This window comes from Rhizobium sp. T1470, assembly GCF_042140505.1.
Classification (GTDB): Bacteria; Pseudomonadota; Alphaproteobacteria; order Rhizobiales; family Rhizobiaceae; genus Rhizobium; species Rhizobium favelukesii.
This window is the reverse complement of record NZ_CP148091.1, coordinates 3,996,252-4,017,178: the sequence shown is the minus strand read 5'-3', so window position 1 is coordinate 4,017,178 and position 20,927 is coordinate 3,996,252. Positions and strand designations below refer to the sequence as shown.

The following is a 20,927-nucleotide window of genomic DNA, read 5'->3' as shown; positions in this document are numbered from 1 at the left end:
TTCGCGTCACATAGTCGGGGCAGCCTACCTGTTTTTTCCTGGAACCCAAAGCACATCCGCGTGGCCACGGTCATTGGCGTGGCGGGCGGCGACGAAAAGGAAGTCCGAAACGCGGTTGACGTATTTCAATGCGGCGTCGCTGACGACCTCGCCATCTGTCCGGGCAAGCTCGACCATCAGCCGCTCCGCGCGGCGTGCGATCGTGCGGGCGAGATGAAGATGAGCAGCAGCCGAGTGCCCGCCCGGCAGCACAAAGGACTTCAAAGGCTGCAGGTCCGCGTTCAACTCGTCGATGTCGCTCTCGATGCGGGCGACTTGGCTATCGACTATGCGCAGCGGTTCTTGTGCCGGTGGCTTGCCATAATCCGGCGTTGCAAGGTCCGCACCAAGGTCGAAGAGGTCATTCTGGATCGACGTCAGCATTCTCTCCAGGACGGGCATGCCCTGCATATGAAGCCGCGCGACGCCGATGGCGGAGTTGGCCTCGTCGATGGTGCCGTAGGCCTCGACGCGCAGATCGTATTTCAGTCGACGCGGCCCTGAAACAAGCGCGGTCGTGCCGTCGTCACCTGTCTTCGTATAGATTTTGTTGAGCCTTACCATGTCTATCCCCCTCTCTCCTTCCGCCTTAGCTAGGGCGGCCGCCACCGGTCAGCCAGAGCGTCAGCATGATCAGGAGCACGGCGATCGCCTGCAGCAGTACGCGCAGCTGCATCAGCTTGTTGGAAAGGTTCGGATTGCCGCCCTTCATCATGTTGAAGAGGCCACGAATCAGCACCAGGGCGACGATGCCCATGACGATGATCGCGAGGATGTAGGTGACCGTGGACATGCTGGCTCTGGCTTTCTTGATTAGTCCACCAAGCGCATCAGGCGGTAGAAAAGGTCGGCGGGCAGCAGCCTTTTCAGCACCATACCCTGCTTTGCCGGCGTGGTTACGGGGTAATGTGGTTTCGGATTGTTCGAGTTCAATGCGTGCTTCAACACGGCATAGACGGCATCCGGACCGAGCTTATGTCGATTGGGACGGCCCGAGCCGTCAAGGCGTGCAAGCTGACGGCGGTAATCTGCCGCATGCACCGAGTTCTTCACGTCGATATGTTCGTTGATTTTTGCGAGCGCGTTTGCCGTGAAGCGGGAGGCAATCGGCCCGGGTTCGATCAAGCTCACATGAATTCCGCTGCCCTGCAGCTCCATGCGAAGGCTGATACTGAGGCCCTCGAGAGCGAATTTGGAAGCGGTATAGGCGCCGCGGAACCGGTACGGCACGACGCCGAGGATCGATGAGCACTGGACGATCCGGCCCTGGCCACGCTTGCGCATCAGTGGCACGACCTGGCGCGTCAATTCGTGCCAGCCGAAGACATTCGTTTCGAACTGAGCGCGCAGGGCGTCGGTCGGAAGGTCCTCGACGGCGCCGGGCTGCCCGTAGGCGCCGTTGTTAAACAACGCGTCGATACGCCCGCCGGTCAGCGCCGTCACGTCGCGCACGAGATCCGAAATCGTGTCGCCGCGCGTATAGTCCATGCGGAAGGCCTCGATGCCGTCGGCTTCCAGCGGTGCCAGATCATCGAATTTACGCACTGTGGCAAAGACCCGCCAGCCGTCGGCCTTCAGCGCGCGGGCGCAGTGTGCGCCGATCCCGGAAGAGCATCCGGTCACGATGATAGTGCGCTGATCCGACATGGAATGATTCCTGTACAAAATGGGAGTGGTTTCCCATATTCGAACGGGCGACACAACGACGAAAGCCGGGAAACGGAATGCCGAAGATAATGCGCATCTTCTATGATGTGGTCTACGACGCTATCTGCCACCTTATTGAAGACGACGGCTTCGCGATGGCGAGCCATGTCGCATTGTCCACCCTTCTTGCAGTCTTTCCGTTTCTCATCTTCGGGACGACGCTCGCGACCTTCCTGGGCGCCGACCAGTTCTCGGACAGGGCGATCCATCTGATCTTCGATACCTGGCCGGAGGCAATCGCCAAGCCGCTCGTGGATCAGGTCATCCAAGTTCTGACGGTGCCGCGTGGCGGCTTGCTGACCGTGTCCGTGCTGGCGGCGGCCTACTTCGCCTCGAACGGGGTCGAAGCACTGCGAATTTCGCTCAACCGTGCCTACCGTGTCCAGGAAACGCGGCCGTGGTATCTCACCCGCCTTGCAAGCCTTGGCTATGTCCTGATCGCCGTGATTATCTTTGCGGCTGTCAGCATCCTGCTTGTCGCCGTGCCGCTTGCCCTCGATTATGCGCGTCAGTGGTTTCCGCTCTTTGCCGATACCCTTGAGGTCGTCTTCAGCTGGCGCGTCTACGGCACACTGTTCATGCTGACCGTCGGCCTCTTCGTCGTGCATCTATGGCTGCCGGCGGGGCGACGCCGCGTGTTCGACGTCGTGCCGGGCGTGCTGGTGACGTTGCTGCTCTGGTTGGCGGGGGCCTTGATCTTCGCCTACTATCTCGCGACCTTCGCCAACTACACCGCGACTTATGCGGGTCTGGCGTCGGTGATGATCGTTCTGATCTTTCTCTATATGGTCAGCGTGATCTTCATCATTGGCGCGGAGCTCAATGCTGCCCTCCTGAAGTTTCGCGTGCGTGCAATCTTCAAGAACAACTTTTTGGGCGGCGGTCAGGACAAGACGTCAAAGCCCGACAAGGCGGCGGATCTCAGCCGGTGACAGGCCGCGTTCGCGAAGCTCGGCAAGCCCGGTGTCGCTTCGGCTTTTCGAAAGCTTGCGCCCGTCTTCATCGGTGATCAGACGATGGTGGTGATAGACCGGCGCGGGCAGGCCAAGCAGTGCCTGCAGCAATCGATGCACCGAGGTCGAAGGAAAGAGATCGAGCCCGCGAACCACGTGGGTGACGCCTTGCAGAGCATCATCCAGGACGACCGAGAGATGGTAGCTCGACGGCGCATCCGATCGCGACAGAACGACGTCTCCCCAGGCGCCAGGATCTGTAGGTATCCGGCCACGGTTGCCATCTCCCGTTTCCTCCCAGGAAAGGTGCTCGCCCACGGCCTGCATGGCCTTCGTCATGTCGAGCCGCCAGGCGTGTTTCAGGCCTGATGTGAGCAGTTGCTGCCGGTCGAAATCGGAGCGCTTGCGATCATCCGGTGGATAGAGCGGCGAGCCGTCAGGGTCCCTCGGCCAAGGCCCGCCATCTGCTTCGACGATGCCGACCCGCGTTTTGATCTCGCCCCGGGTCATGAACGATGGGTAGGCGAGCCCTTCGGCAATCAAGCTGTCAAGTGCCGCCTGGTATTCCTCGAAATGCTCCGATTGCCGCCGCACCGGTCGTTCCCAGTCTATGGCGAGCCATTCGAGGTCGGCATAAATCCCTGCCTCGAATTCGGGTGTACAGCGTGTCAGGTCGATGTCTTCTATACGCAGCAGGAAGCGTCCTTCTTCCGATATCGCCATGTCTCGGTTCAGAAGGGCCGACAATGCGTGGCCAAGATGAAGCGGGCCATTGGGGCTCGGCGCAAAACGAAAGACAGGCTTTTGACGAGGATTCGCGGTCATGCTTTCTTCTGCCACGGATTCGATAGGATCGCGAGGAAGCGTGTTGATCATTCGCAGCGATGATGATGTGAGGGAGGGGCTGGGGAACCTGCTTCGCCTTGATCCGCGGCTTGCAGCCATTGCGGCCGAGGCCGGCCCCCTCCCTTTGCGGTTGCGCGAACCGGGTTTCGAGGGTCTCGCGCACGTCATCGTCTCGCAAATGGTGTCGCGAGCCAGCGCCGAAGCGATCTGGAGACGGATGCGACCGGTCGAAGGCGTGCTGACGGCGGACAACTACGTGCTCCTCCATCCCGACGCGTGGCGGGAGTTCGGCCTCTCGCGCGCCAAGGCGCAAACGCTGTCGCGCATTGCCGACGCGGTTGCTTCTGGGCGCCTCGATCTCCTTGCGCTCTCTGCTTTGCCGCCCAACGAAGGGCTGGCTAAGCTTACGGCTCTCAAGGGAATAGGTCCCTGGACCGCCGAGGTCACTTGATGTTTTGCGGCGGCCACGCGGACGTCTTTCCTTCCGGCGACGTCGCCCTGCAGAACGCGGTGGCTGCGGCATTCGGTCTCGACTCCCGCCCGGCTGCCCGCGAGCTTGCGTCGTTGGCCCGTGCGTGGTCGCCATGGCGGTCGGTCGCGGCAAGGCTTTTCTGGGCCTACTATGCCATCAAGCTCGGTCGCGGCATGTTGCCGATCGACTGAGCGACGGCGCTTTGCATCGCGGCATTGATGCCGGAATTTATTAGACTTCACAATGCCGTCACAACCGGCCTAATATAAGAGGGCAGATGCCGAATCGATCAGGAGAGTCCCTTGACGATTGCAGTTTCCCCACAGGCCCTGCCGGCGCTCGTCCTGAACGCTGACTACAGGCCCCTGAGTTATTACCCCTTGTCGCTTTGGTCCTGGCAGGACGCGATCAAGGCGGTGTTTCTCGACCGTGTGAATATCATTGCAGAATACGAACATTCGGTGTCTTCGCCGAGCTTTTCGATGCGGCTTCCGAGCGTCGTCTGCCTCAAGACCTATGTTCAACCTTCCCGCAATCCGGCCTTTACCCGTTTCAACGTGTTTCTGCGCGACAAGTTCGAATGCCAGTATTGCGGAGAGCACGACGACCTGACCTTCGACCATGTCATTCCGCGCGCTCATGGCGGCGAGACTACATGGCAGAACGTCGTTGCGGCCTGCTCTCCCTGCAATCTGAGAAAAGGCAGCAAGCTGCCGAAACAGGCTGGCATGTTCCCGCATCAGAAGCCGTACCAGCCCACGGTGCAGGACCTGCACAATAACGGCCGGCTTTTCCCGCCGAACTATCTGCACGACAGCTGGCTCGACTATCTTTACTGGGATAGCGAACTGCAGCCCTGATCAGTCTCCCATCCGTCGGCCTCAGGCCGTTTTGCGGACGCCGATGAAGGCGAAGGCCGCTAGGATGAGGCTTGCGATCACGTTCCAGCCCGCGAAGGACAGGCCGAGGATGCGCAGCGCGGCGTCGGTGCAGGACGGACCCTTGATGCTATTCAGCTCGCCCAATAGGTCGCCGGCGTTCTGCGTCATGCTGCCTGCCGTCGTGGAGCAGGTTGCCGGCCCTTGCCAGAACTGCCACTCGACACCGGCGTGGTAGACACCCATACCAGCGCCGACGATCATCAGGATGCCGGCGGCGAGCAAGAATGCGCGGCCGATCCAGCTGGGAAGACCGACTGCCGAAGCGATCGCGCCAAGGATCGCGATCGGAATCCCGTAGTAATAGGGCTGGCGCTGCAGCAGGCAGAGCGCACAGGGGATGTACCCACCAAGATATTGAAAGCCGAGCGCGGCGCCGACCACCACCGCCATGCCAAGTGCGAGCACCATCGAGTAGCCGACGACCGGGCGAACAAGGGAAAACGAAGCAGGCATGGACGGACTCCGCGCAAATGGCTCAGTGGGCAAGTAGTTTATAAGCAATCCCGAGAGCGATGGCGACGGCGGCAATAACACCCGCAACCTGCCCAAGACGCTTTTCGATGAAGTGGCGGATCGGCTCGCCGTAACGGCGCAGCAGCCACGCGAGGAAGAAGAAGCGTGCGCCCCGTGCCACGATCGCCGAAAGGACGAAGAAGCCGAGATTCATGTGAATGACGCCGGCGAGGATCGTCACGACCTTGATCGGCGGCAGATGCGCCAAGCCCGAGGTCACCAGCAGCAACAGCAGGATTTCCCACTCGTCGTGGATATAAATCCGGAGCTGCTCGAAGGCATCGAGCTTTCCGTAGAATTCCAGAACCGGACGGGCGATCGCGTCATAGGCATAGTAGCCGAGCGCCCAACCGGCGATGCCGCCAAGAACGGAGGCGACGGTCGCGATCAGCGCATAGCGATAGGCGCGTTCCGGTTTTGCGAGCGCCATCGGCAGATAGAGAACGTCGGCAGGAACCAGAAAGACAGAGCTTTCGACGAAGGCGATAACGGCGAGCCAGACTTCGGCCGATTTCCGGGCTGCGAGAGACATGGTCCAGTCGTAGAGTCTGCGGAGCATTCCAATCCTTTCGCTTCGAGCGCATGAGCTTTATGGGGCGTCGGTGCGGCTGTAAATGCTTGCTGTGTCCTTCGTAGGGTGACGTGCCAAAAAAACTTCGTGATCAAACTGAGGCGCTGAGCTCAGGAGTCGACGCTGGAGGGCTGATCGCGCTTCTGCCGCATGACGTTCATTTCGGTTCGTTCGCGTGCCATTTCGCTGACGGCCTGACGCAAAACCGGATGCTTTGCCGTGAACATGTTGAAATCGCGCCTTTCCAGCACAAAGAATTGGCAGAAATCCACGGCGACGACGTCTGCTGTGCGGCGTCCGCCACTGAGCAGCGCCATCTCGCCGAAGAATGCGCCAGGGTCCAGTCGGATCGGCTCACCCGGCAGCTGCACTTCCACCGCGCCTGACGACAGGAAGTACATGCCATCGCCTCGGTCGCCCTTGCGCATCACACGCTCGCCCGGCAAGGCAGATTTCGGCTGGAAGAGGAGCAGCAATTCCTCCTGCGAATCTTCGTCCACGTTGGCAAACAGTGGAAAGGTTTCGATAAGCTCTTGCATCTCGAGCTGATGCTTGCGCTCGCGGGCTTCGTTGATCGCCCGGATCTTTTCAAGTTCGCGGCCGAGTGCCTCATGCCGGCGGCGGCCGAAGTGATTGCTGAGGGCCGGCCATCTGCCGTGCACCTGGGTGTGTAGCGCTTCGGCGCCCATGCAGACGAGCGGATTGAGCGTGATCGAAATGATCGCGGACGCGAGGATGATATCCTGCCCATCATTCGGCAGCAATCCGAGGGAAACGCCGAGACTGGCAAGAATGAACGAGAATTCGCCGATCTGCGCCAGTCCGCCTGATACGGTCAGCGCCATTCCGATCGGATAGCGAAGCATGACTACGATGAGGAAGGAGATGATGGTCTTGCCGACGATAATCAACGCCAGTGCGCTGATCACGGCCATCGGCTGGCGCACCAGAATCGAAGGATCAAACAGCATGCCGACAGAGACGAAGAATAGCACTGAAAAGGCATTTTGAAGCGGCAGCGAATCGGCAGCGGCCCGATGGCTGAGGTTGGATTCGCTCATTACCACGCCGGCGAAAAAGGCGCCGAGCGCGAACGAGACGCCGAAGATTTGCGCGGAGCCGAATGCGATGCCAAGCGCTATGGCGAGGACCGTCAACGTGAAGAGTTCGCGTGAACCGGTTCTAGCGACCAGCGTCAGGAGCCAAGGGACGATCTTTGGTCCGAGAAAGATCGCCATGACCGCAAAAGCGCCAAATTTCAGAAGTGTCAGCGCTATCGTCACGGGAAGCGGAAGCCCGGCGCCTTGTGCAATACCGCTGGCGGCATGGCCGCCGAGCAATTCGGCAACGGCCGGCAAAAGTACCAATGCTAGAACCGTGGCAAGGTCTTCGACGATCAGCCAGCCAACCGCCACACGGCCGCTGGCCGAGTTGAGCAGGTTCCGCTCCTCCAAGGCCTTCAACAGCACAACCGTGCTTGCTACCGACAGGCTGAGGCCGAAGACGATCCCCGCACCCAGGCCCCAGCCCCACCATCTGACGAGCCCGACACCGAGCAACGTGACGACAACGATCCGGGCGATCGCGCCCGGCACGGCGATCCCGCGCACGGCAAGCAGATCGGCGGTGGAAAAATGCAAGCCAACGCCGAACATCAGCAGGATGACGCCCATCTCTGCCAATTGACTGGCAAGCCCGGCGTCGGCGACGAAGCCGGGCGTCATCGGCCCCATGGCAATACCGGCCAACAAGTATCCGACAAGCGGCGGCAGACGCACTCGATCGGCGATATAGCCGAGTATCGCCGCGCAGACGAAACTCACGGCAACTGTGGCAATAAGCGATACTTCCTGATGCACGCGTGCACTTTCCCTCTTGGCGGGCGCAGTTTGGCCGAAACGCCCGAGAAATTAAACAGTTGATTTGCAGCGCCCGGCCAATTGATGGGTAGGGCGAGATTGCGGCGGCAATGCTGCCAGGGATCGGATGCACAAGCGTTGCGTTGGAGCAACACTCTTCTTCGGAACAGCGCTGGTAAGTCCCCGAAATTGCAGGTGAACCGCTATACAGTCGATCAGAGGAATTGCATATTTCCGTCACTGAATATCCGTCCAAGCCGAATGCATATGGGGCCGAATTGACTGATACTGCTGATGGTTCATATGTTTCTGCCCGGCGTGCTACGCGGCTAAGCACACTCCTGCCGATACTTCTGGTGGCAACATACTTCACCGCCAGCTTCATTCTTAGGCTCTTGCGTGGTGGTGATCTGGCGTCCGACGAGGCACAACAAGTTGCGTTCTCGCATGCGTTGCAGCTGGGATACGGCGATCAGCCGCCGCTCTACAACTGGCTGTTCTACTGTTTTGGCAAGGTCTTCGGCGTGTCGGTCGACACACTCGCCTTCCTGAAAAATGCCACGCTGCTGGTGAGTTGCATCTTTCTCGGTTTGGCGGCCCGCAAAGTGGCGAGGGGGCGCGACACTGCTTGGATCTCCGTCCTCGGCCTGCTCAGCCTGCCCGCGATCTTTCTGCTCTCCCAGCGGGATTTGACCCATAGCGTTGGCGCCTTCGCCGCCGTTGCATTCTTCCTGTACGTGCTGGCGCGGATGGCGGAACGGCCATCGGTCGGCAACTACGCGCTTCTCGGTGCGGCTGCCGGCATGGGATTCCTTGCAAAGTACAATTTTGCGATCATTCCCGTCGCGACGGTTATTGCGCTCCTGCTCGAACCTGGACTGCGGCGATTGGTTCTCACCTGGCGGCTGGCGGTGACCATTGCGGTTGGTCTCGTCGTTGCTGGTCCGCATGTCTATTGGGTCGTTTCCCATCTCGATACGGCAACTGGCGACACGCTGACGAAGATGCGGGCTGCAACGAGCAACGAGGCTCCCAGCCAACTGAGGGCTGCCTGGCAGTTGCTGGCATCGATTGTCAAATGCTCCGCATTAACGCTCGCTGTCTTTGCCGTCGTCTATCGTGGTCATATCCGCACGATCTTCGCCGCGACCAGCGAATGGACACGCGTGATCGGCCGAATGCTTGTCATCAGCATGATTCTGGTCTTCGTCATCATGCTCGCCGTCGATGCCACGTTGATGCGTCCGAAGTGGATCTCGATCTTCTTCGTGGCTTTCCCGCTCTATCTGGCGTTCAAGGTCGATGCGGCAGGTGTTCACGTCGCCGGCGCAATCGGGAAGCTTACCGTGCTCGTCGGGGCGCTGATCTTCGTTTTCCTGGGCGTCGTTTTCGCTGCGAGTTTCCACTGAGGGCGCCATGTGACGCGGTGCTCCGGCCGAAGGAGTGAAACGCGATCAGATCAGGGATTGTTGTCGGTGGTGCCCCATGCCGGGGTCGAACCAGCACTTCTTTCGAAACTCGATTTTGAGTCGAGCGCGTCTACCAATTCCGCCAATGGGGCAACGGATACCGACGAGGCGGCTGTCTAGCATGCGTTCGCCCGCGCGCGCAAGACGGCGGGCGAAGTTCTCGGCTTGATTTGTTGGAGTTTCCGGCCTGCGAGCTGCGGCCGGAAACGGCGTCAGTGCGCGCCAGCGGCGGCGGGCTGATGGAGGCCCGACTTCTTCAGCGTGATCGCGAGGATCGAGGCGAGCAGGCAGAAGGCGCCGGCGATGAAGAAGGCAGGCAGATAGCTCTGCAGTTCCGTGCGCGACCAGCCGGCGCCATAGGCGGCGGTTGCCGCTCCCAGCTGATGGCCGGCGAAGACCCAGCCGAAGACGATGCCGGCCTTTTCGCGTCCGAAGCGGTCGGCGGCGATCTTGACGGTTGGCGGCACGGTGGCGATCCAGTCGAGGCCATAGAATACGGCGAAGATCGACAGGCCGTAGAAGCTGAAGTCGCTGAAGGGCAGGAACAGCAGCGAGAGGCCACGCAGACCATAGTACCAGAAGAGCAGCCAGCGATTGTCGAAGCGGTCGGAGAGCCAGCCGGAGCCGATCGTGCCGAAGAAATCGAAGATGCCCATGACGGCAAGCACGCTCGCGGCAGCCACCGGCATGATGCCGAAATCACCGCAAAGCGTGACGAAATGCGTCTGGATCAGACCGTTGGTGCTGAGGCCGCAGATGAAGAAGGTGGCGAACAGGATCCAGAAGGTCGAGGTGCGGGAGATTTCCTTGAGAACCGTGATCGGGGTCGCGAGCATTGCCAGCAGGCCGGACTGCGCCGGCGGCGGCGGGGTAATGTGTTCTTCGCCGAAGGCCGGCAGGTCGAGGTCGGAAGGGCGGTCGCGCATGAAGGCCAGCACGATGAGGGCGGCGAACATGATCATGCCGCAGACCAGAAAGACCGTGGCGCGCCAGCCGTAGCGTTCCGTCAATTCGGCCATCAGCGGCAAGAAGACCAACTGCCCGGTCGCCGAGCTCGCCGACAGCATGCCGACCACGAGGCCGCGATGCTTGGTGAACCAGCGGGCGGATACGGTCGCGGCGAGCACCATTGCGGTCAGCCCGGTGCCGAAGCCGACGACGACGCCCCAGAGCAGGAGCAGCTGCCAGAGCTGGGTCATGAAGAGCGAGCCGACGAACCCGCTGCCGATCAGGGCCATGGCGAAGACGATGACCTTGCGGACGCCGAAATAGTTCATGAAGGCGGCGGAAAACGGTCCCATCAGGCCGAACAGAATGAGCCGGACGGCGAGTGCAGAGGATATCTGCGAGGTCTCCCAGCCGAACTCGTCCTGAAGCGGCTTGATGAGGACGCCGGGCGCGCCCATCGCGCCGGCGGTCACCAGCATGGTGAGGAAGGTTGCTGCGACGACCACCCATCCATAGTGGATGTTGCGTCGCGCCAGCGATGAGGCAAGTGCAGTCGATACCATGGGGGCCGTTCCGTCTTGAGTTGTCGGAGACTATCGGAAGCTTTTAGATGATGCTCATCATAATTGTTGCGTATTGATGATGGACGTCATATAAATTGTCAAGCTGCTAATTGCGGAGAACCGAATGCGGGTCAGCCGAGAGAAATTTGCCGAGAATCGCGAGAAGATCCTGACGGTTGCTGGCGTGCTGTTTCGCGAAAAAGGTTTCGACGGCATCGGCGTCGCCGACATCATGAAGGCGGCCGGGATGACGCATGGCGGATTCTACGGTCATTTCGAATCTAAGGAAGAGCTGGCGCTGGAAGTGAGCTGCGCCTTGATCGAGAAGGTGAAAATCCGCTGGAATGCGATCATCGCCTCAGCGCCGGAGCGGCCGCTTGATGCGCTGCTCAATCACTATTTATCGCGTTGTAGCGTCGATGATCCGGGCGGCAGTTGCGTCTTTGCTTCGCTTGCCCAGGAAGTCAGCCGAAGCCGCGGGGCAGTGCGCGAAGCCTTCAACGATGGGCTTTCAATGCTCGTCGACATTCTGTCCGAGATCGTTCCCGGCGAGACTTCTGAAGAGCGGCGCGTGCGGGGTTTTGCGACACTTTCGGCGATGATGGGCGCCGTCGTCCTGGCGCGCGCCGTCGAAAGCCGCGAACTCTCCGACAACTTCCTCTATACGACGCGCGATGCGCTTTCTTCCGCGAAGAGGGCTGACGGTTAGCTGCGACGTGCGATCAGGCCGCCGATCTCCACCACCTCCGAGAACACACCCTCAGGCGAAAGCTTGAGGAGGGTGCCGCGAAGTTCGGCCTCAAAGGCCGGAACCCTTTCGCCGAGCGCCTGTGGCGATGTCACCGAGGTCGAGAAGGCCCGGCCGACGATATCGTCGAGGCCGAGCCTGCGTTCCCGGACAACGGAGATTCGTTCCAGATCATTGAAGGGGGAGCGAAGCAGGATGCTTTCGTGCTCTATCCAATCCGGCCGCTTCCGACGTTCGCGATCGGCATTGCGCTCCGGCGCAAAGGTTTCGGCCAGCGTGTTGACCGCCTGCCGCCAGTCCGGTGTCGAGGAGATATGGCGATCGCCGAAAACGCGACGCAGCCGTCGGCGACGGTGATCTCGTCGAGAGCTTTCAGCGTCGCCGAGCGGTCCATCCAGTGAAACGAACGCCCCATGACCGACATCTTGAGCGGCGAGAAGCGCGAATCGAGATCGTAGGACGAGCCTCTGACGAAGGCGATGTCGACACCGGCAGCGGCGGCATCGGCCTCAGCGGCCTCCAGCATTTCCGGCTCGGGATCGAGGCCGATCACCGCGGCCTTGGTCAGTCGGGCAATGGCAATGCCGAGCTGTCCCGGGCCGCAACCGAGGTCGAGCACGCGCTCGCCGGCGGAAAGGCCCGTCTGTTCCGCGATCCGCTCGATGAGCCGATCGGGATAGGGAACGCGATAGCGGGCGTAGTAGGCGGCCGTGGATTGAAAGCGACGCGCCTCGAATGGAATGGTCGTCATGGCGATATCCTTGAACGGAATGCCGGTCGCCGGCTCGACGCAGGCGACCGGTGTTCTCAAAAATGACCTCGTTATTTGAAACCTTCGACCCGGTGGGGAACGTAGGGTTCCTCCATGGCCACAACATCCTCCGGCGTCAGCTTGACAGACAAGGCGGCAACCGCGTCTGCCAGCTGATTGGCCTTCGACGCGCCGATGATCGGCGCCGTCACCGCGCCTTTCTGCAGGATCCAGGCCGTGGCGATCTGGGCGCGGGAGACGCCATGCTTCTCAGCCAGCGTGCCCACGATGCCGATGATGGCGCGGTCGGCGTCTTCCGCCTGCTTGTAGAGCGTCTTGCCGAATTCATCCGTTTCGCTGCGCACGGTCTTCTCATCCCAGGCGCGCGTCAGCCGGCCACGGGCGAGAGGGCTCCAGGGGATCACCGCGATCTTCTGATCCTGGCAGAAGGGCAGCATTTCGCGCTCCTCTTCGCGATAGAGCAGGTTCAGATGATCCTGCATGCTGACGAAGGGCGTCCAGCCATTGGCGCGCGAGGTGTAGAGCATCTTGGCGAACTGCCAGGCATACATGGAGGAAGCGCCGATATAGCGCGCCTTGCCTGCCTTCACGACGTCATGCAGCGCTTCCAGCGTTTCCTCGATCGGCGTCGTATAGTCGAAACGGTGGATCTGATAGAGGTCAACATAGTCGGTGCCGAGGCGACGCAAGCTGTTGTCGATCTCGTCGAAGATCGCCTTGCGCGAGAGGCCGGCGCCGTTCGGACCGGGACGCATGCGGTTGAAGACTTTGGTCGCGAGCACGATGTCGTCCCGCTTGGAAAAGTCCCTTATCGCCCGCCCGACAATTTCCTCCGAGGAACCATCGGAGTAGGTGTTGGCGGTGTCGAAAAAGTTGATGCCGAGGTCGAGCGCCTGCCTGATCAGCGCGCGGCTGTCTTCCTCGCCGAGCGTCCAGCTGTGGTTGCCGCGGCCAGGCTCACCGAAGGTCATGCAGCCCAGGCAGATTTTCGACACTTCCAGCCCGGTACCGCCAAATTTGATGTAGTCCATGAAATTGCTCCAAACATCGAACCGCTACCCAGCGCGTCCTTTGATCTAGCGCGCCAAGCGCGAAAGTGTCGGGCACTCACACAAAAGTTTTGTGACCGATCCAAAGGAGTCCGGCAGGTCTTGCGCTTGCGTAGGCCGGGTTCCCGGTGTTAGCTGCTGCAGCATTTGACTGGATTTCCGCCGATGAGACTGCCACAGCGCGATCGCTACGAAGACCTTTACCGCGATTTTGCGTGGGACGAACCGCAGGATTTCAATATCGGCCGTGTGGTCAGCGACGACTGGGCCGAGCGGGCGCCGGAGCGTGTCTGCCTCGAGCATTTCAGCCCTGATGGCAATCACCTTTCCATGACCTACCGGGAGCTGGCGGATCGATCGTCATCGCTCGCCAATGCGCTGGTGTCGCTGGGGTTGAAGAAGGGCGATCGGGTCGCGCTGCTCCTGCCGCAGTCCTTCGAGACGGTCGTCGCGCATGTGGCGATCTACAAGATGGGCGCGATCGCGCTGCCGCTGGCGTTGCTCTTCGGCGTCGAAGCCTTGGAGTACCGGCTGCGGACGGCGGGTGCTTCCACCGTTGTCACCAATGCATTCGGGCTCGAGCGCATCAGCCAGATCCGGGAACGGCTGCCTGATTTGGCAGAGGTCATCAGCGTTGACGGCGATGGGCCCGGCGCACGATCCTTCGCGGCGCTGGTGGGAGGCCATCCGCCAATCTTCGAGGTCGCGAAGACCGCGCCACATGATCCGGCATTGATGATCTTCACGTCGGGAACGACAGGTCCGCCGAAGGGAGCCCTGCACGGCCACCAGGTGCTGGCCGGGCACATACCGGGGATGCAATTCGCCCATGAGAGCTTCCCGCAGCCGGGAGACAAGGTCTGGACGCCATCCGACTGGGCGCGGGCCGGCGGCTTGCTGAATGCGCTCCTGCCCAGCCTGCTGCTCGGCGTCCCCGTCGTTTCGTCGCCGGCGCAGAAGTTCGATGCCGACACGGCCTATCGCATTATGGCTGAGATGAGGGTGCGCAACGGCTTCATCCCGCCGACGGCATTACGGCTCCTGAAGTCGGTGCCTGATCCACGCTCGAAGTACGACCTCGTGCTGCGCACGATAGGCTCGGCCGGTGAGTCGCTCGGCGCGGAAACACAGGAATGGGTCAAGCGGACGCTCGGCATTACCGTCAACGAGTTCTATGGCCAGACGGAGTGCAATTTCGTGCTCTCGTCGAACGCCGCAATCGGTGTCAGCCGTCCCGGCGCGATCGGTCGGCCGGTGCCCGGACATCGCGTCGCGATTGTCAGCGAAACGGGTGAAGAGTTGCCGGTTGGCGAAACCGGGCAGATCGCCATCCGTCGGCCGGATCCGGTGATGTTTCTCGGCTATTGGAACGACGCGGCGGCGACAGAGCGGAAGTTTGCCGGCGACTGGCTGCTGACGGGCGATATCGGGCGCCAGGATACGGAGGGCTACGTCACCTTCTTCGGGCGGGATGACGACGTCATCACCTCCTCAGGCTATCGCATCGGGCCGGCGGAAATCGAGGATTGTCTGATCGGCCATCCCGCCGTGCAGCTTGCCGCCGCCGTCGGCAAGCTCGATCCTGTGCGTACCGAGATCGTCAAGGCCTATGTCGTACTGGCGCCGGGGTACGAGCCAAGCGATCGATTGGCCTCCGATATCAGCGAATGGGTAAAGATGCGGCTCTCCATGCACGAATATCCGCGCGAGGTGGAATTCGTCTCGGAACTGCCGTTGACGACGACAGGCAAGGTGATCCGCCGCATACTTCGCGAGCGCGCCAGCGCCGGCTGAGACCGTTTGGCGTGACTACTGAGGGGACTTCCCGCGCCGGGCAAGCGACATGATCTTCTGCCGCAGCATCTTCGCAACGTTGCGGGTGCTGCTGTACATGTGAAGCTGGGCGGCCACCTGGCGAACGTCGCGGTCGCCGTTCTGGTGAAGCCCGATCACCATGGTACCCATGTCCTCCCGTTCCTGCCAGAAACGGTTGATCATCGGGTGATCCGGAATAGCGCAGGAATCGGAGCGCACGATGTTGGCGTCGTCAAGGTGCCATTCCGTTAACTCGCCCATCAGCAGCTTGCCTGGCGAATAGCGCGCATAGGCTTCGTCGTAGGCCGTCTTCCAAGTATAGGCCTCGCTGCCCATCATCAAGACCACCATCGACGCGATCGCCTTGCCGTTGAGATCGATCGTGTGGATACGCACGGCATCGACTGCGGCGAGATTGGAAACGGCCTCGCGGGCAAAGGCGGTGTGATAGCGGTCGGTCACCAGGGCGCTGCGCTTTTTGCCCTTCCAGCCGCCTGCTTCAAGCGCGAGGAATTCCTCGAAGCGCATGTGGATGTCACGGGGCTGGCGGGCGACGCTGTAGACCACTGTGCCCTGCTCCTCGAGCAGACGCCATTGCCTGCGCATCTCGCGCATATGCGATGAAGAAATCGCTTTGCGCAGATAAGTGGCAGCGTCCTCGTCGCTCTGCAGCATGGCCCGCTGATAGGGATTCGCTATGGTGATAGGCAGGTTGCGGCTGATGGCGACTGCCCTTGCCATGCGCGCAAAGATGCCGTTCAGCCTGACATCCGGCAGCACCAGGATCGGTGGCAAGCGCAGATCGCGATGGGTCAGGCCGTCAAAGAGATTGTCCAGCGTCTCGCCTGCATCCTCGGCATCGATCAGTGGCGTGCCAAGTGGTGCGAAGCTGTTCGACCAGACACGCACGATCGAGGGGCCAACCGCGAAGCCCGGCTTTTCCACGGAAAACGGTAACAGGAAGCGCATCCGGCTGCGGGTTCCGCTCTGGTCACGCAACAGGACAAAGTTAACTTGCCTGTCGTCTAGCCGCGGCATGGCGGGCGCCAGGAATCGTGCCGTGAAGAAGACATTGGGCTCCATGGCGCGATTGGACAGGAAGTCGAGCTCTTCCTGCAGCTCGTAGCCCAGCTTCCCGGAATAGACGCAGAGCTCGCGCCCGGGACGGCCAACCGCGACGCGCGCCTCTGCCTGCGGCGTCTCGAAATCGAGAGCGGCAAGTTCGTGAACCATGCGGTTCGTCGTGAGATCGGTCGTTTCGGTAGCTGTTGGATTACGCACCATTCTATCGGACTTCCATATCTGTCTTGGCCGCGGGAGGCGTGGCAAATGCGAAGAGCGCGATGCCAAGTGCGCGTCGGACGGCAACATGCAGGAGGATGGCTTCAACGCCCATGGCCGAGGCCGTGGCGATGGCGGCGCCCTTGATGCCCAGTCCGGGAATGAGGAGCACGTTGAGGCTGATATTCGCGAAAAGCGCTCCGGCATAGAGCAAAACGCAGATGTTCTGCTTGCCGGCCATCATCAGCAGTGTTTCCGCCGGTCCGACCAGCGCCTTGGCGAGAATGCCCGCCAGCAGGATCACCATGACGAGATAGCCGGCCGTGAAAGCGCCGCCAAACAGGGAAAGCAGCAAGTGACCGGCGGCGAGAACGGCAAGCCCGATGGCGAGCGCAGGCCAGAAGGTCCACCTGGCGGCGTCGATCGCAGCAACAGCGAGCTGCTGGCGTGTCCCCTCGGCGATGAGGCTTGAGAAGCGCGGACCGGATGCCGCCTTCACCGAAAAATTGATGAAGTGAACGAGCGCCATCGTCTTGGCGGCGGCAAAGTAGATGGCGACGTCGTGCGGTTCGAGGAAGATGCCGACCACGACGACGTCGGAATTGGTCAGGAGGAAGCTGACGCCCTCGATAAGGAAGATCGGGAAGGCAACACCGAGCCAACCGAGAAAATCGACCTCGCGCGGACCTTCCTGGTAATGGCGGCGCAACCGCAGGAGCGTTGCGACATACTGCCCAACGGCGGTGACATAGGTGGCGGCAAGCGCGGCCTGCATGGCGGTCACCGCCGTGTGCGGCGCGCCGAGGCCGATCGCAGTCAGCATGAAGAGGATGATGAGAACCGGCCGGACGATATAGGCGGGGCTCAGCGCCATGACCGGCCAGTGGTTGGCGCGCGACGTGCCTTCCAGAATATCGCCGAGGGCGATCATCGGCATGGCAATGAGACCGAGGAAGATCGGAATGACGTAATAGTTCTCGATCCTGTCGCTGAAAACATGCAGGGCGATCATGCCGATGGCGAGAGCGGCAGTGCCGGAGAGCAATCCAAAGATGCGGGCGGTGCCCGTCAGCCCGCGGATCTTCTCAAGAGCGCCTGCTGCCCTGTATTGCGGCAGGAAGCGGACGATGGCGGTGTGGAAGCCGAGGCAGGAAAGATCGCCGAAGAGGACGATCAGCACCCAGACGAATACGAAGATCCCGTACTCGTATTCGCCCATCAGGCGCGCCAGAACAATCTGCGACAGAAGGGCGAGGGCGGCGCTGACAATGCGGATAAAGAAGGCGGTCAGCGCCATGCGCTGGGCGGCTGCCTTCTCGCCGCGTGCGGTCAGGGAGGCAGCCAGCGTGCGCAGCATACGGCCCCCCGCCGGGCGTAGACCCGCAGGCAGCATCTTTTCCGCCGTCTCAATGACCGCCATCACAAACACGCAAAACTCTTCCGGCAAATCGCAGCGGAAGTCTTGCCAGAACGGCGTTAAGAAACGGTTGTAGCAAGCGGCCGGGAATTAACGCGGCGTGCGGCATCCACAAAAGAAAATGCCGCCCGAAGGCGGCATTTTCAATACATTGACTGCGGGCTCAAGCCTGTGCGAAGGCACCGTGGCAGTGTTTGAACTTCTTGCCGGAGCCACAGGGGCAGGCCTCATTGCGGCCGACATGGCCCCAGCTCGACGGATCCGCCGGGTTGCGGTTTTCCGGGGCGACAACCACTTCCGAGGCCAAGTAGGCGGGCGCGAAATCGTCTTCGCCGGTATCCGGATCGAGATGGTGCGCCTGCATGAACGGCGGCTCCGGCTCGGCCGGTGCCTGCTGCACGAGCTCGACGCGCATCATCTGTGCGGTCACAGCCTCGCGCAGGTTGTTAAGCAGCGAGGTGAAGAGCTCGAATGCTTCCGACTTGTATTCCTGCAGCGGATCGCGCTGCGCGTAGCCACGGAAACCAATAACGGAGCGCAGGTGGTCGAGGTTGACGATATGCTCGCGCCACAGGTGGTCGAGCGTCTGCATCACGATCGAGCGCTCGACGTAGTTCATGATATCGGGACCGAAGCGCTCCGCCTTCTCGGTGAAGGCCGCATTTGAAGCCTCCGTCAGGCGCTCGCGAATGTTGTCCTCGCCAATGCCTTCTTCCTTGACCCAGTCCTCGACCGGCAGATCGAGATTGAGCAGAGCAGCCGTCCGTTCCTTCAGGCCAGCCGCATCCCACTGTTCAGCATAGGCGCGCTCGGGGATATGCTTCTCGACCAAGTCTTCGATCACCTCGCGGCGCATGTCGGAGACCGTCTCGGAAATATTGGGCGATTCCATCAGCTCGAGGCGCTGTTCGAAGATCACCTTGCGCTGGTCGTTCAGAACGTCGTCGTACTTGAGCAAGTTTTTGCGGATGTCGAAGTTGCGGGCTTCGACCTTCTTCTGTGCGCGCTCCAGAGCCTTGTTGATCCAGGGATGGACGATGGCTTCGCCTTCCTTGAGACCGAGCTTCTGCAGCATGCCGTCCATGCGGTCGGAGCCGAAGATGCGCATCAGGTCATCCTGAAGCGACAGGTAGAACTTCGAGCGGCCGGGGTCGCCCTGACGGCCGGAACGGCCGCGCAGCTGGTTGTCGATGCGGCGGCTTTCGTGGCGTTCAGTGGCGATGACGTAGAGACCGCCGGCCGCGATCGCCTTGTCCTTGAGCTGCTTGATCTCTTCGCGGATTGCCTCGGTCTTCGCGTCGCGATCGGGACCGGGCTCGACCTCTGCCAGTTCACGCTCGACACGCATGTCGAGGTTGCCGCCGAGCTGGATGTCGGTACCGCGGCCTGCCATGTTGGTGGCGATCGTCACGGCGCCCGGCACGCCGGCCTGGGCGACGATGTAGGCTTCCTGCTCGTGGTAGCGGGCGTTCAGGACCTGGAAGTCCTTGAAGCCCTGCTTGCGCATCATGTCGGCGAGAAGTTCGGACTTTTCGATCGAGGTGGTACCGACGAGAACGGGCTGGCCGCGCTTCTGCGCGTCTGCGATCTCGGCGATGATCGCCTTGTACTTCTCCTCGAACGTCCGATAGACCTCGTCGTCCTCGTCGGCACGCTGGATCGGAAGGTTGGTCGGCACCTCGATGACGTCGAGGCCGTAGATGTTGCCGAATTCTTCAGCTTCCGTCTGCGCCGTGCCGGTCATGCCGGCGAGCTTGGCGTACATGCGGAAATAGTTCTGGAAGGTGATCTGCGCCAACGTCTGGTTTTCCGGCTGGATCTGCACGTTTTCCTTGGCTTCCAGCGCCTGGTGCTGGCCTTCAGAATAACGGCGGCCCGGCATCATGCGACCGGTAAATTCGTCGATGATGACGATCTCGTCGTTGCGGACGATGTAGTCCTTGTCGCGCTGGAACAGCTTGTGGGCCTTGAGCGCGTTGTTGACGTGATGGACGATCGCAACGTTTTCGATATCGTAGAGCGACTGGCCCTTCAACAGGCCGGCCTGACGCAGCAGGTTCTCCAGCTTTTCCGTGCCTTCCTCGGAGAAGTTGGCCGAGCGCTGCTTCTCGTCGATCTCGTAGTCGCCTTCCGACAGAAGCGGAATATAGGCGTCGATCGTGTTGTAGAGATCGGAGCGGTCGTCGAGCGGCCCCGAGATGATCAGCGGCGTGCGCGCTTCGTCGACGAGGATCGAGTCCACTTCGTCGACGATCGCGAAATTGTGGCCGCGCTGGACCATCTGGTTCTTCTCGTACTTCATGTTATCGCGCAGATAATCGAAGCCGAGCTCGTTGTTGGTCGCGTAGGTGATGTCGCAATTATAGGCGGCCGCGCGCTCTTCGTCCGAGAGACCGTGGACGATGACGCCCGTGGTCAGGCCGAGGAAGCCATAGATCTTGCCCATCGTCGCCGCGTCGCGGCGGGCGAGGTAGTCGTTCACGGTGACGACATGCACGCCTTTGCCAGCGAGTGCGTTGAGATAGACAGGCAGCGTGGCGACGAGCGTCTTACCTTCACCGGTCTTCATCTCGGCGATGGCGCCGTCATTGAGGATCATGCCGCCGATCAGCTGTACGTCAAAAGGTCGCATGCCGAGGACGCGGCGCGAAGCCTCGCGCACGACCGCAAAGGCCGGAACGAGGATGTCGTCCAGCGTCTTGCCGTCTGCAAGCATCTTGCGGAATTCGACCGTCTGCGCAGCCAGCTGCTCGTCGCTCAGGGCCTTCGTCTTTTCTTCGATGGCATTGATGGCGGCGACGTTCGGCTGGAAGGACCGCACGCGGCGATCATTGGCAGAGCCAAATATTTTGCGGGCTATACCGCCAAAGCTGACCATATGACTGGTCCTTTCTCAATATTTCTTCCCCGGCTTTTCTTATCCGTGGCCCGGCCGAATTTCAGGCACACGTCTCGAAACGCCAG

17 protein-coding genes, 1 tRNA gene and 2 pseudogenes are annotated in these 20,927 nt (G+C 61.2%); 6 read left to right on the top strand and 14 right to left on the bottom strand.

All coding sequences use genetic code 11. The features are described 5' to 3' along the window. Nucleotides 1-24: 24 nt before the first annotated feature. The 3 genes from WGT02_RS20125 to WGT02_RS20115 are packed head-to-tail and all read right to left on the bottom strand — an operon-like array spanning nt 25 to nt 1,686. A complete protein-coding gene (locus WGT02_RS20125) occupies nt 25-603 on the bottom strand; it encodes a cob(I)yrinic acid a,c-diamide adenosyltransferase (RefSeq protein WP_024317003.1) in 579 nt (192 codons plus the stop codon). 25 nt (nt 604-628) lie between these two features. Further along, on the bottom strand, nt 629-832 hold the full coding sequence (locus WGT02_RS20120; protein ID WP_007790735.1) for a twin transmembrane helix small protein: 204 nt from the start codon (nt 830-832) through the stop codon (nt 629-631). Nucleotides 833-852: 20 nt separating this feature from the next. Next, nucleotides 853-1,686, bottom strand: a complete 834-nt coding sequence (locus WGT02_RS20115) for an SDR family oxidoreductase (protein WP_024317004.1) — start codon at nt 1,684-1,686, stop codon at nt 853-855. 77 nt (nt 1,687-1,763) lie between these two features. On the opposite strand from WGT02_RS20115, the gene WGT02_RS20110 reads away from it, so the two are divergent. Next, nucleotides 1,764-2,678 (top strand): YihY/virulence factor BrkB family protein, encoded by a 915-nt coding sequence (locus WGT02_RS20110; RefSeq protein ID WP_024317005.1) that lies wholly within the window; start codon nt 1,764-1,766, stop codon nt 2,676-2,678. On the opposite strand, the gene gluQRS is transcribed toward WGT02_RS20110, so the two are convergent. Further along, nucleotides 2,643-3,524 carry a tRNA glutamyl-Q(34) synthetase GluQRS gene (gene gluQRS / locus WGT02_RS20105; protein WP_208249595.1) on the bottom strand — a complete coding sequence of 294 codons (882 nt, stop codon included), beginning with the start codon at nt 3,522-3,524 and terminating at the stop codon, nt 2,643-2,645. The two genes, WGT02_RS20110 and gluQRS, sit on opposite strands and share 36 nt — an antisense overlap. Here gluQRS and WGT02_RS20100 point away from each other — a divergent pair. Both WGT02_RS20100 and WGT02_RS20095 read left to right on the top strand, forming a co-directional pair. Then, nucleotides 3,523-4,208 (top strand): annotated as a pseudogene (locus tag WGT02_RS20100) (DNA-3-methyladenine glycosylase family protein). The gene gluQRS and the pseudogene WGT02_RS20100 sit on opposite strands and share 2 nt — an antisense overlap. A 111-nt stretch (nt 4,209-4,319) precedes the next feature. After that, a complete protein-coding gene (locus tag WGT02_RS20095) occupies nt 4,320-4,877 on the top strand; it encodes an HNH endonuclease (RefSeq protein WP_024317008.1) in 558 nt (185 codons plus the stop codon). 21 nt (nt 4,878-4,898) lie between these two features. On the opposite strand, the gene WGT02_RS20090 is transcribed toward WGT02_RS20095, so the two are convergent. The 3 genes from WGT02_RS20090 to WGT02_RS20080 form a co-directional block, all read right to left on the bottom strand. Continuing rightward, the gene (locus tag WGT02_RS20090) at nt 4,899-5,411 is read right to left on the bottom strand and encodes a disulfide bond formation protein B (protein WP_024317009.1); all 513 of its coding nucleotides are present in this window, start codon (nt 5,409-5,411) and stop codon (nt 4,899-4,901) included. Between the two features lie 22 nt (nt 5,412-5,433). Then, entirely contained in the window at nt 5,434-6,030 is a 597-nt protein-coding gene (locus WGT02_RS20085) for a YqaA family protein (protein ID WP_024317010.1), read from the bottom strand. 122 nt (nt 6,031-6,152) lie between these two features. After that, the gene (locus WGT02_RS20080) at nt 6,153-7,901 is read right to left on the bottom strand and encodes a cation:proton antiporter (RefSeq protein ID WP_024317011.1); all 1,749 of its coding nucleotides are present in this window, start codon (nt 7,899-7,901) and stop codon (nt 6,153-6,155) included. 278 nt (nt 7,902-8,179) lie between these two features. Here WGT02_RS20080 and WGT02_RS20075 point away from each other — a divergent pair, with 278 nt between their 5' ends. Next, a complete protein-coding gene (locus WGT02_RS20075) occupies nt 8,180-9,310 on the top strand; it encodes a glycosyltransferase family 39 protein (RefSeq protein ID WP_208249596.1) in 1,131 nt (376 codons plus the stop codon). A 67-nt stretch (nt 9,311-9,377) separates the two neighbouring features. Here WGT02_RS20075 and WGT02_RS20070 read toward each other — a convergent pair. After that, a tRNA-Leu gene (locus WGT02_RS20070) sits at nt 9,378-9,462 on the bottom strand. Between the two features lie 120 nt (nt 9,463-9,582). Further along, a complete protein-coding gene (locus WGT02_RS20065; protein WP_024317013.1) occupies nt 9,583-10,881 on the bottom strand; it encodes an MFS transporter in 1,299 nt (432 codons plus the stop codon). 124 nt (nt 10,882-11,005) lie between these two features. Between WGT02_RS20065 and WGT02_RS20060 the strand changes: the two genes are divergently transcribed. Beyond that, nucleotides 11,006-11,590, top strand: coding sequence for a TetR/AcrR family transcriptional regulator (locus tag WGT02_RS20060; RefSeq protein ID WP_208249597.1), 585 nt, complete (start codon nt 11,006-11,008; stop codon nt 11,588-11,590). Here the strand turns inward: WGT02_RS20060 and WGT02_RS20055 are convergent. Continuing rightward, a pseudogene (locus tag WGT02_RS20055) lies at nt 11,587-12,380 on the bottom strand (methyltransferase domain-containing protein). The gene WGT02_RS20060 and the pseudogene WGT02_RS20055 sit on opposite strands and share 4 nt — an antisense overlap. Nucleotides 12,381-12,451: 71 nt before the next feature. After that, on the bottom strand, nt 12,452-13,432 hold the full coding sequence (locus WGT02_RS20050) for an aldo/keto reductase (protein WP_208249600.1): 981 nt from the start codon (nt 13,430-13,432) through the stop codon (nt 12,452-12,454). 183 nt (nt 13,433-13,615) lie between these two features. On the opposite strand from WGT02_RS20050, the gene WGT02_RS20045 reads away from it, so the two are divergent. Beyond that, the gene (locus WGT02_RS20045; RefSeq protein WP_208249602.1) at nt 13,616-15,244 is read left to right on the top strand and encodes an AMP-binding protein; all 1,629 of its coding nucleotides are present in this window, start codon (nt 13,616-13,618) and stop codon (nt 15,242-15,244) included. A gap of 15 nt (nt 15,245-15,259) precedes the next feature. On the opposite strand, the gene WGT02_RS20040 is transcribed toward WGT02_RS20045, so the two are convergent. The 3 genes from WGT02_RS20040 to secA all read right to left on the bottom strand — a co-directional run bounded on the left by WGT02_RS20040 (nt 15,260) and on the right by secA (nt 20,841). Continuing rightward, nucleotides 15,260-16,549 (bottom strand): GNAT family N-acetyltransferase, encoded by a 1,290-nt coding sequence (locus WGT02_RS20040; protein ID WP_024317017.1) that lies wholly within the window; start codon nt 16,547-16,549, stop codon nt 15,260-15,262. 1 nt (nt 16,550) lies between these two features. After that, nucleotides 16,551-17,966: a lipopolysaccharide biosynthesis protein gene (locus WGT02_RS20035; RefSeq protein ID WP_208250552.1), complete on the bottom strand. Its 1,416-nt coding sequence runs from the start codon at nt 17,964-17,966 to the stop codon at nt 16,551-16,553. A 160-nt stretch (nt 17,967-18,126) separates the two neighbouring features. After that, nucleotides 18,127-20,841, bottom strand: a complete 2,715-nt coding sequence (secA, locus tag WGT02_RS20030) for a preprotein translocase subunit SecA (protein WP_024317019.1) — start codon at nt 20,839-20,841, stop codon at nt 18,127-18,129. Nucleotides 20,842-20,927: the final 86 nt, after the last annotated feature.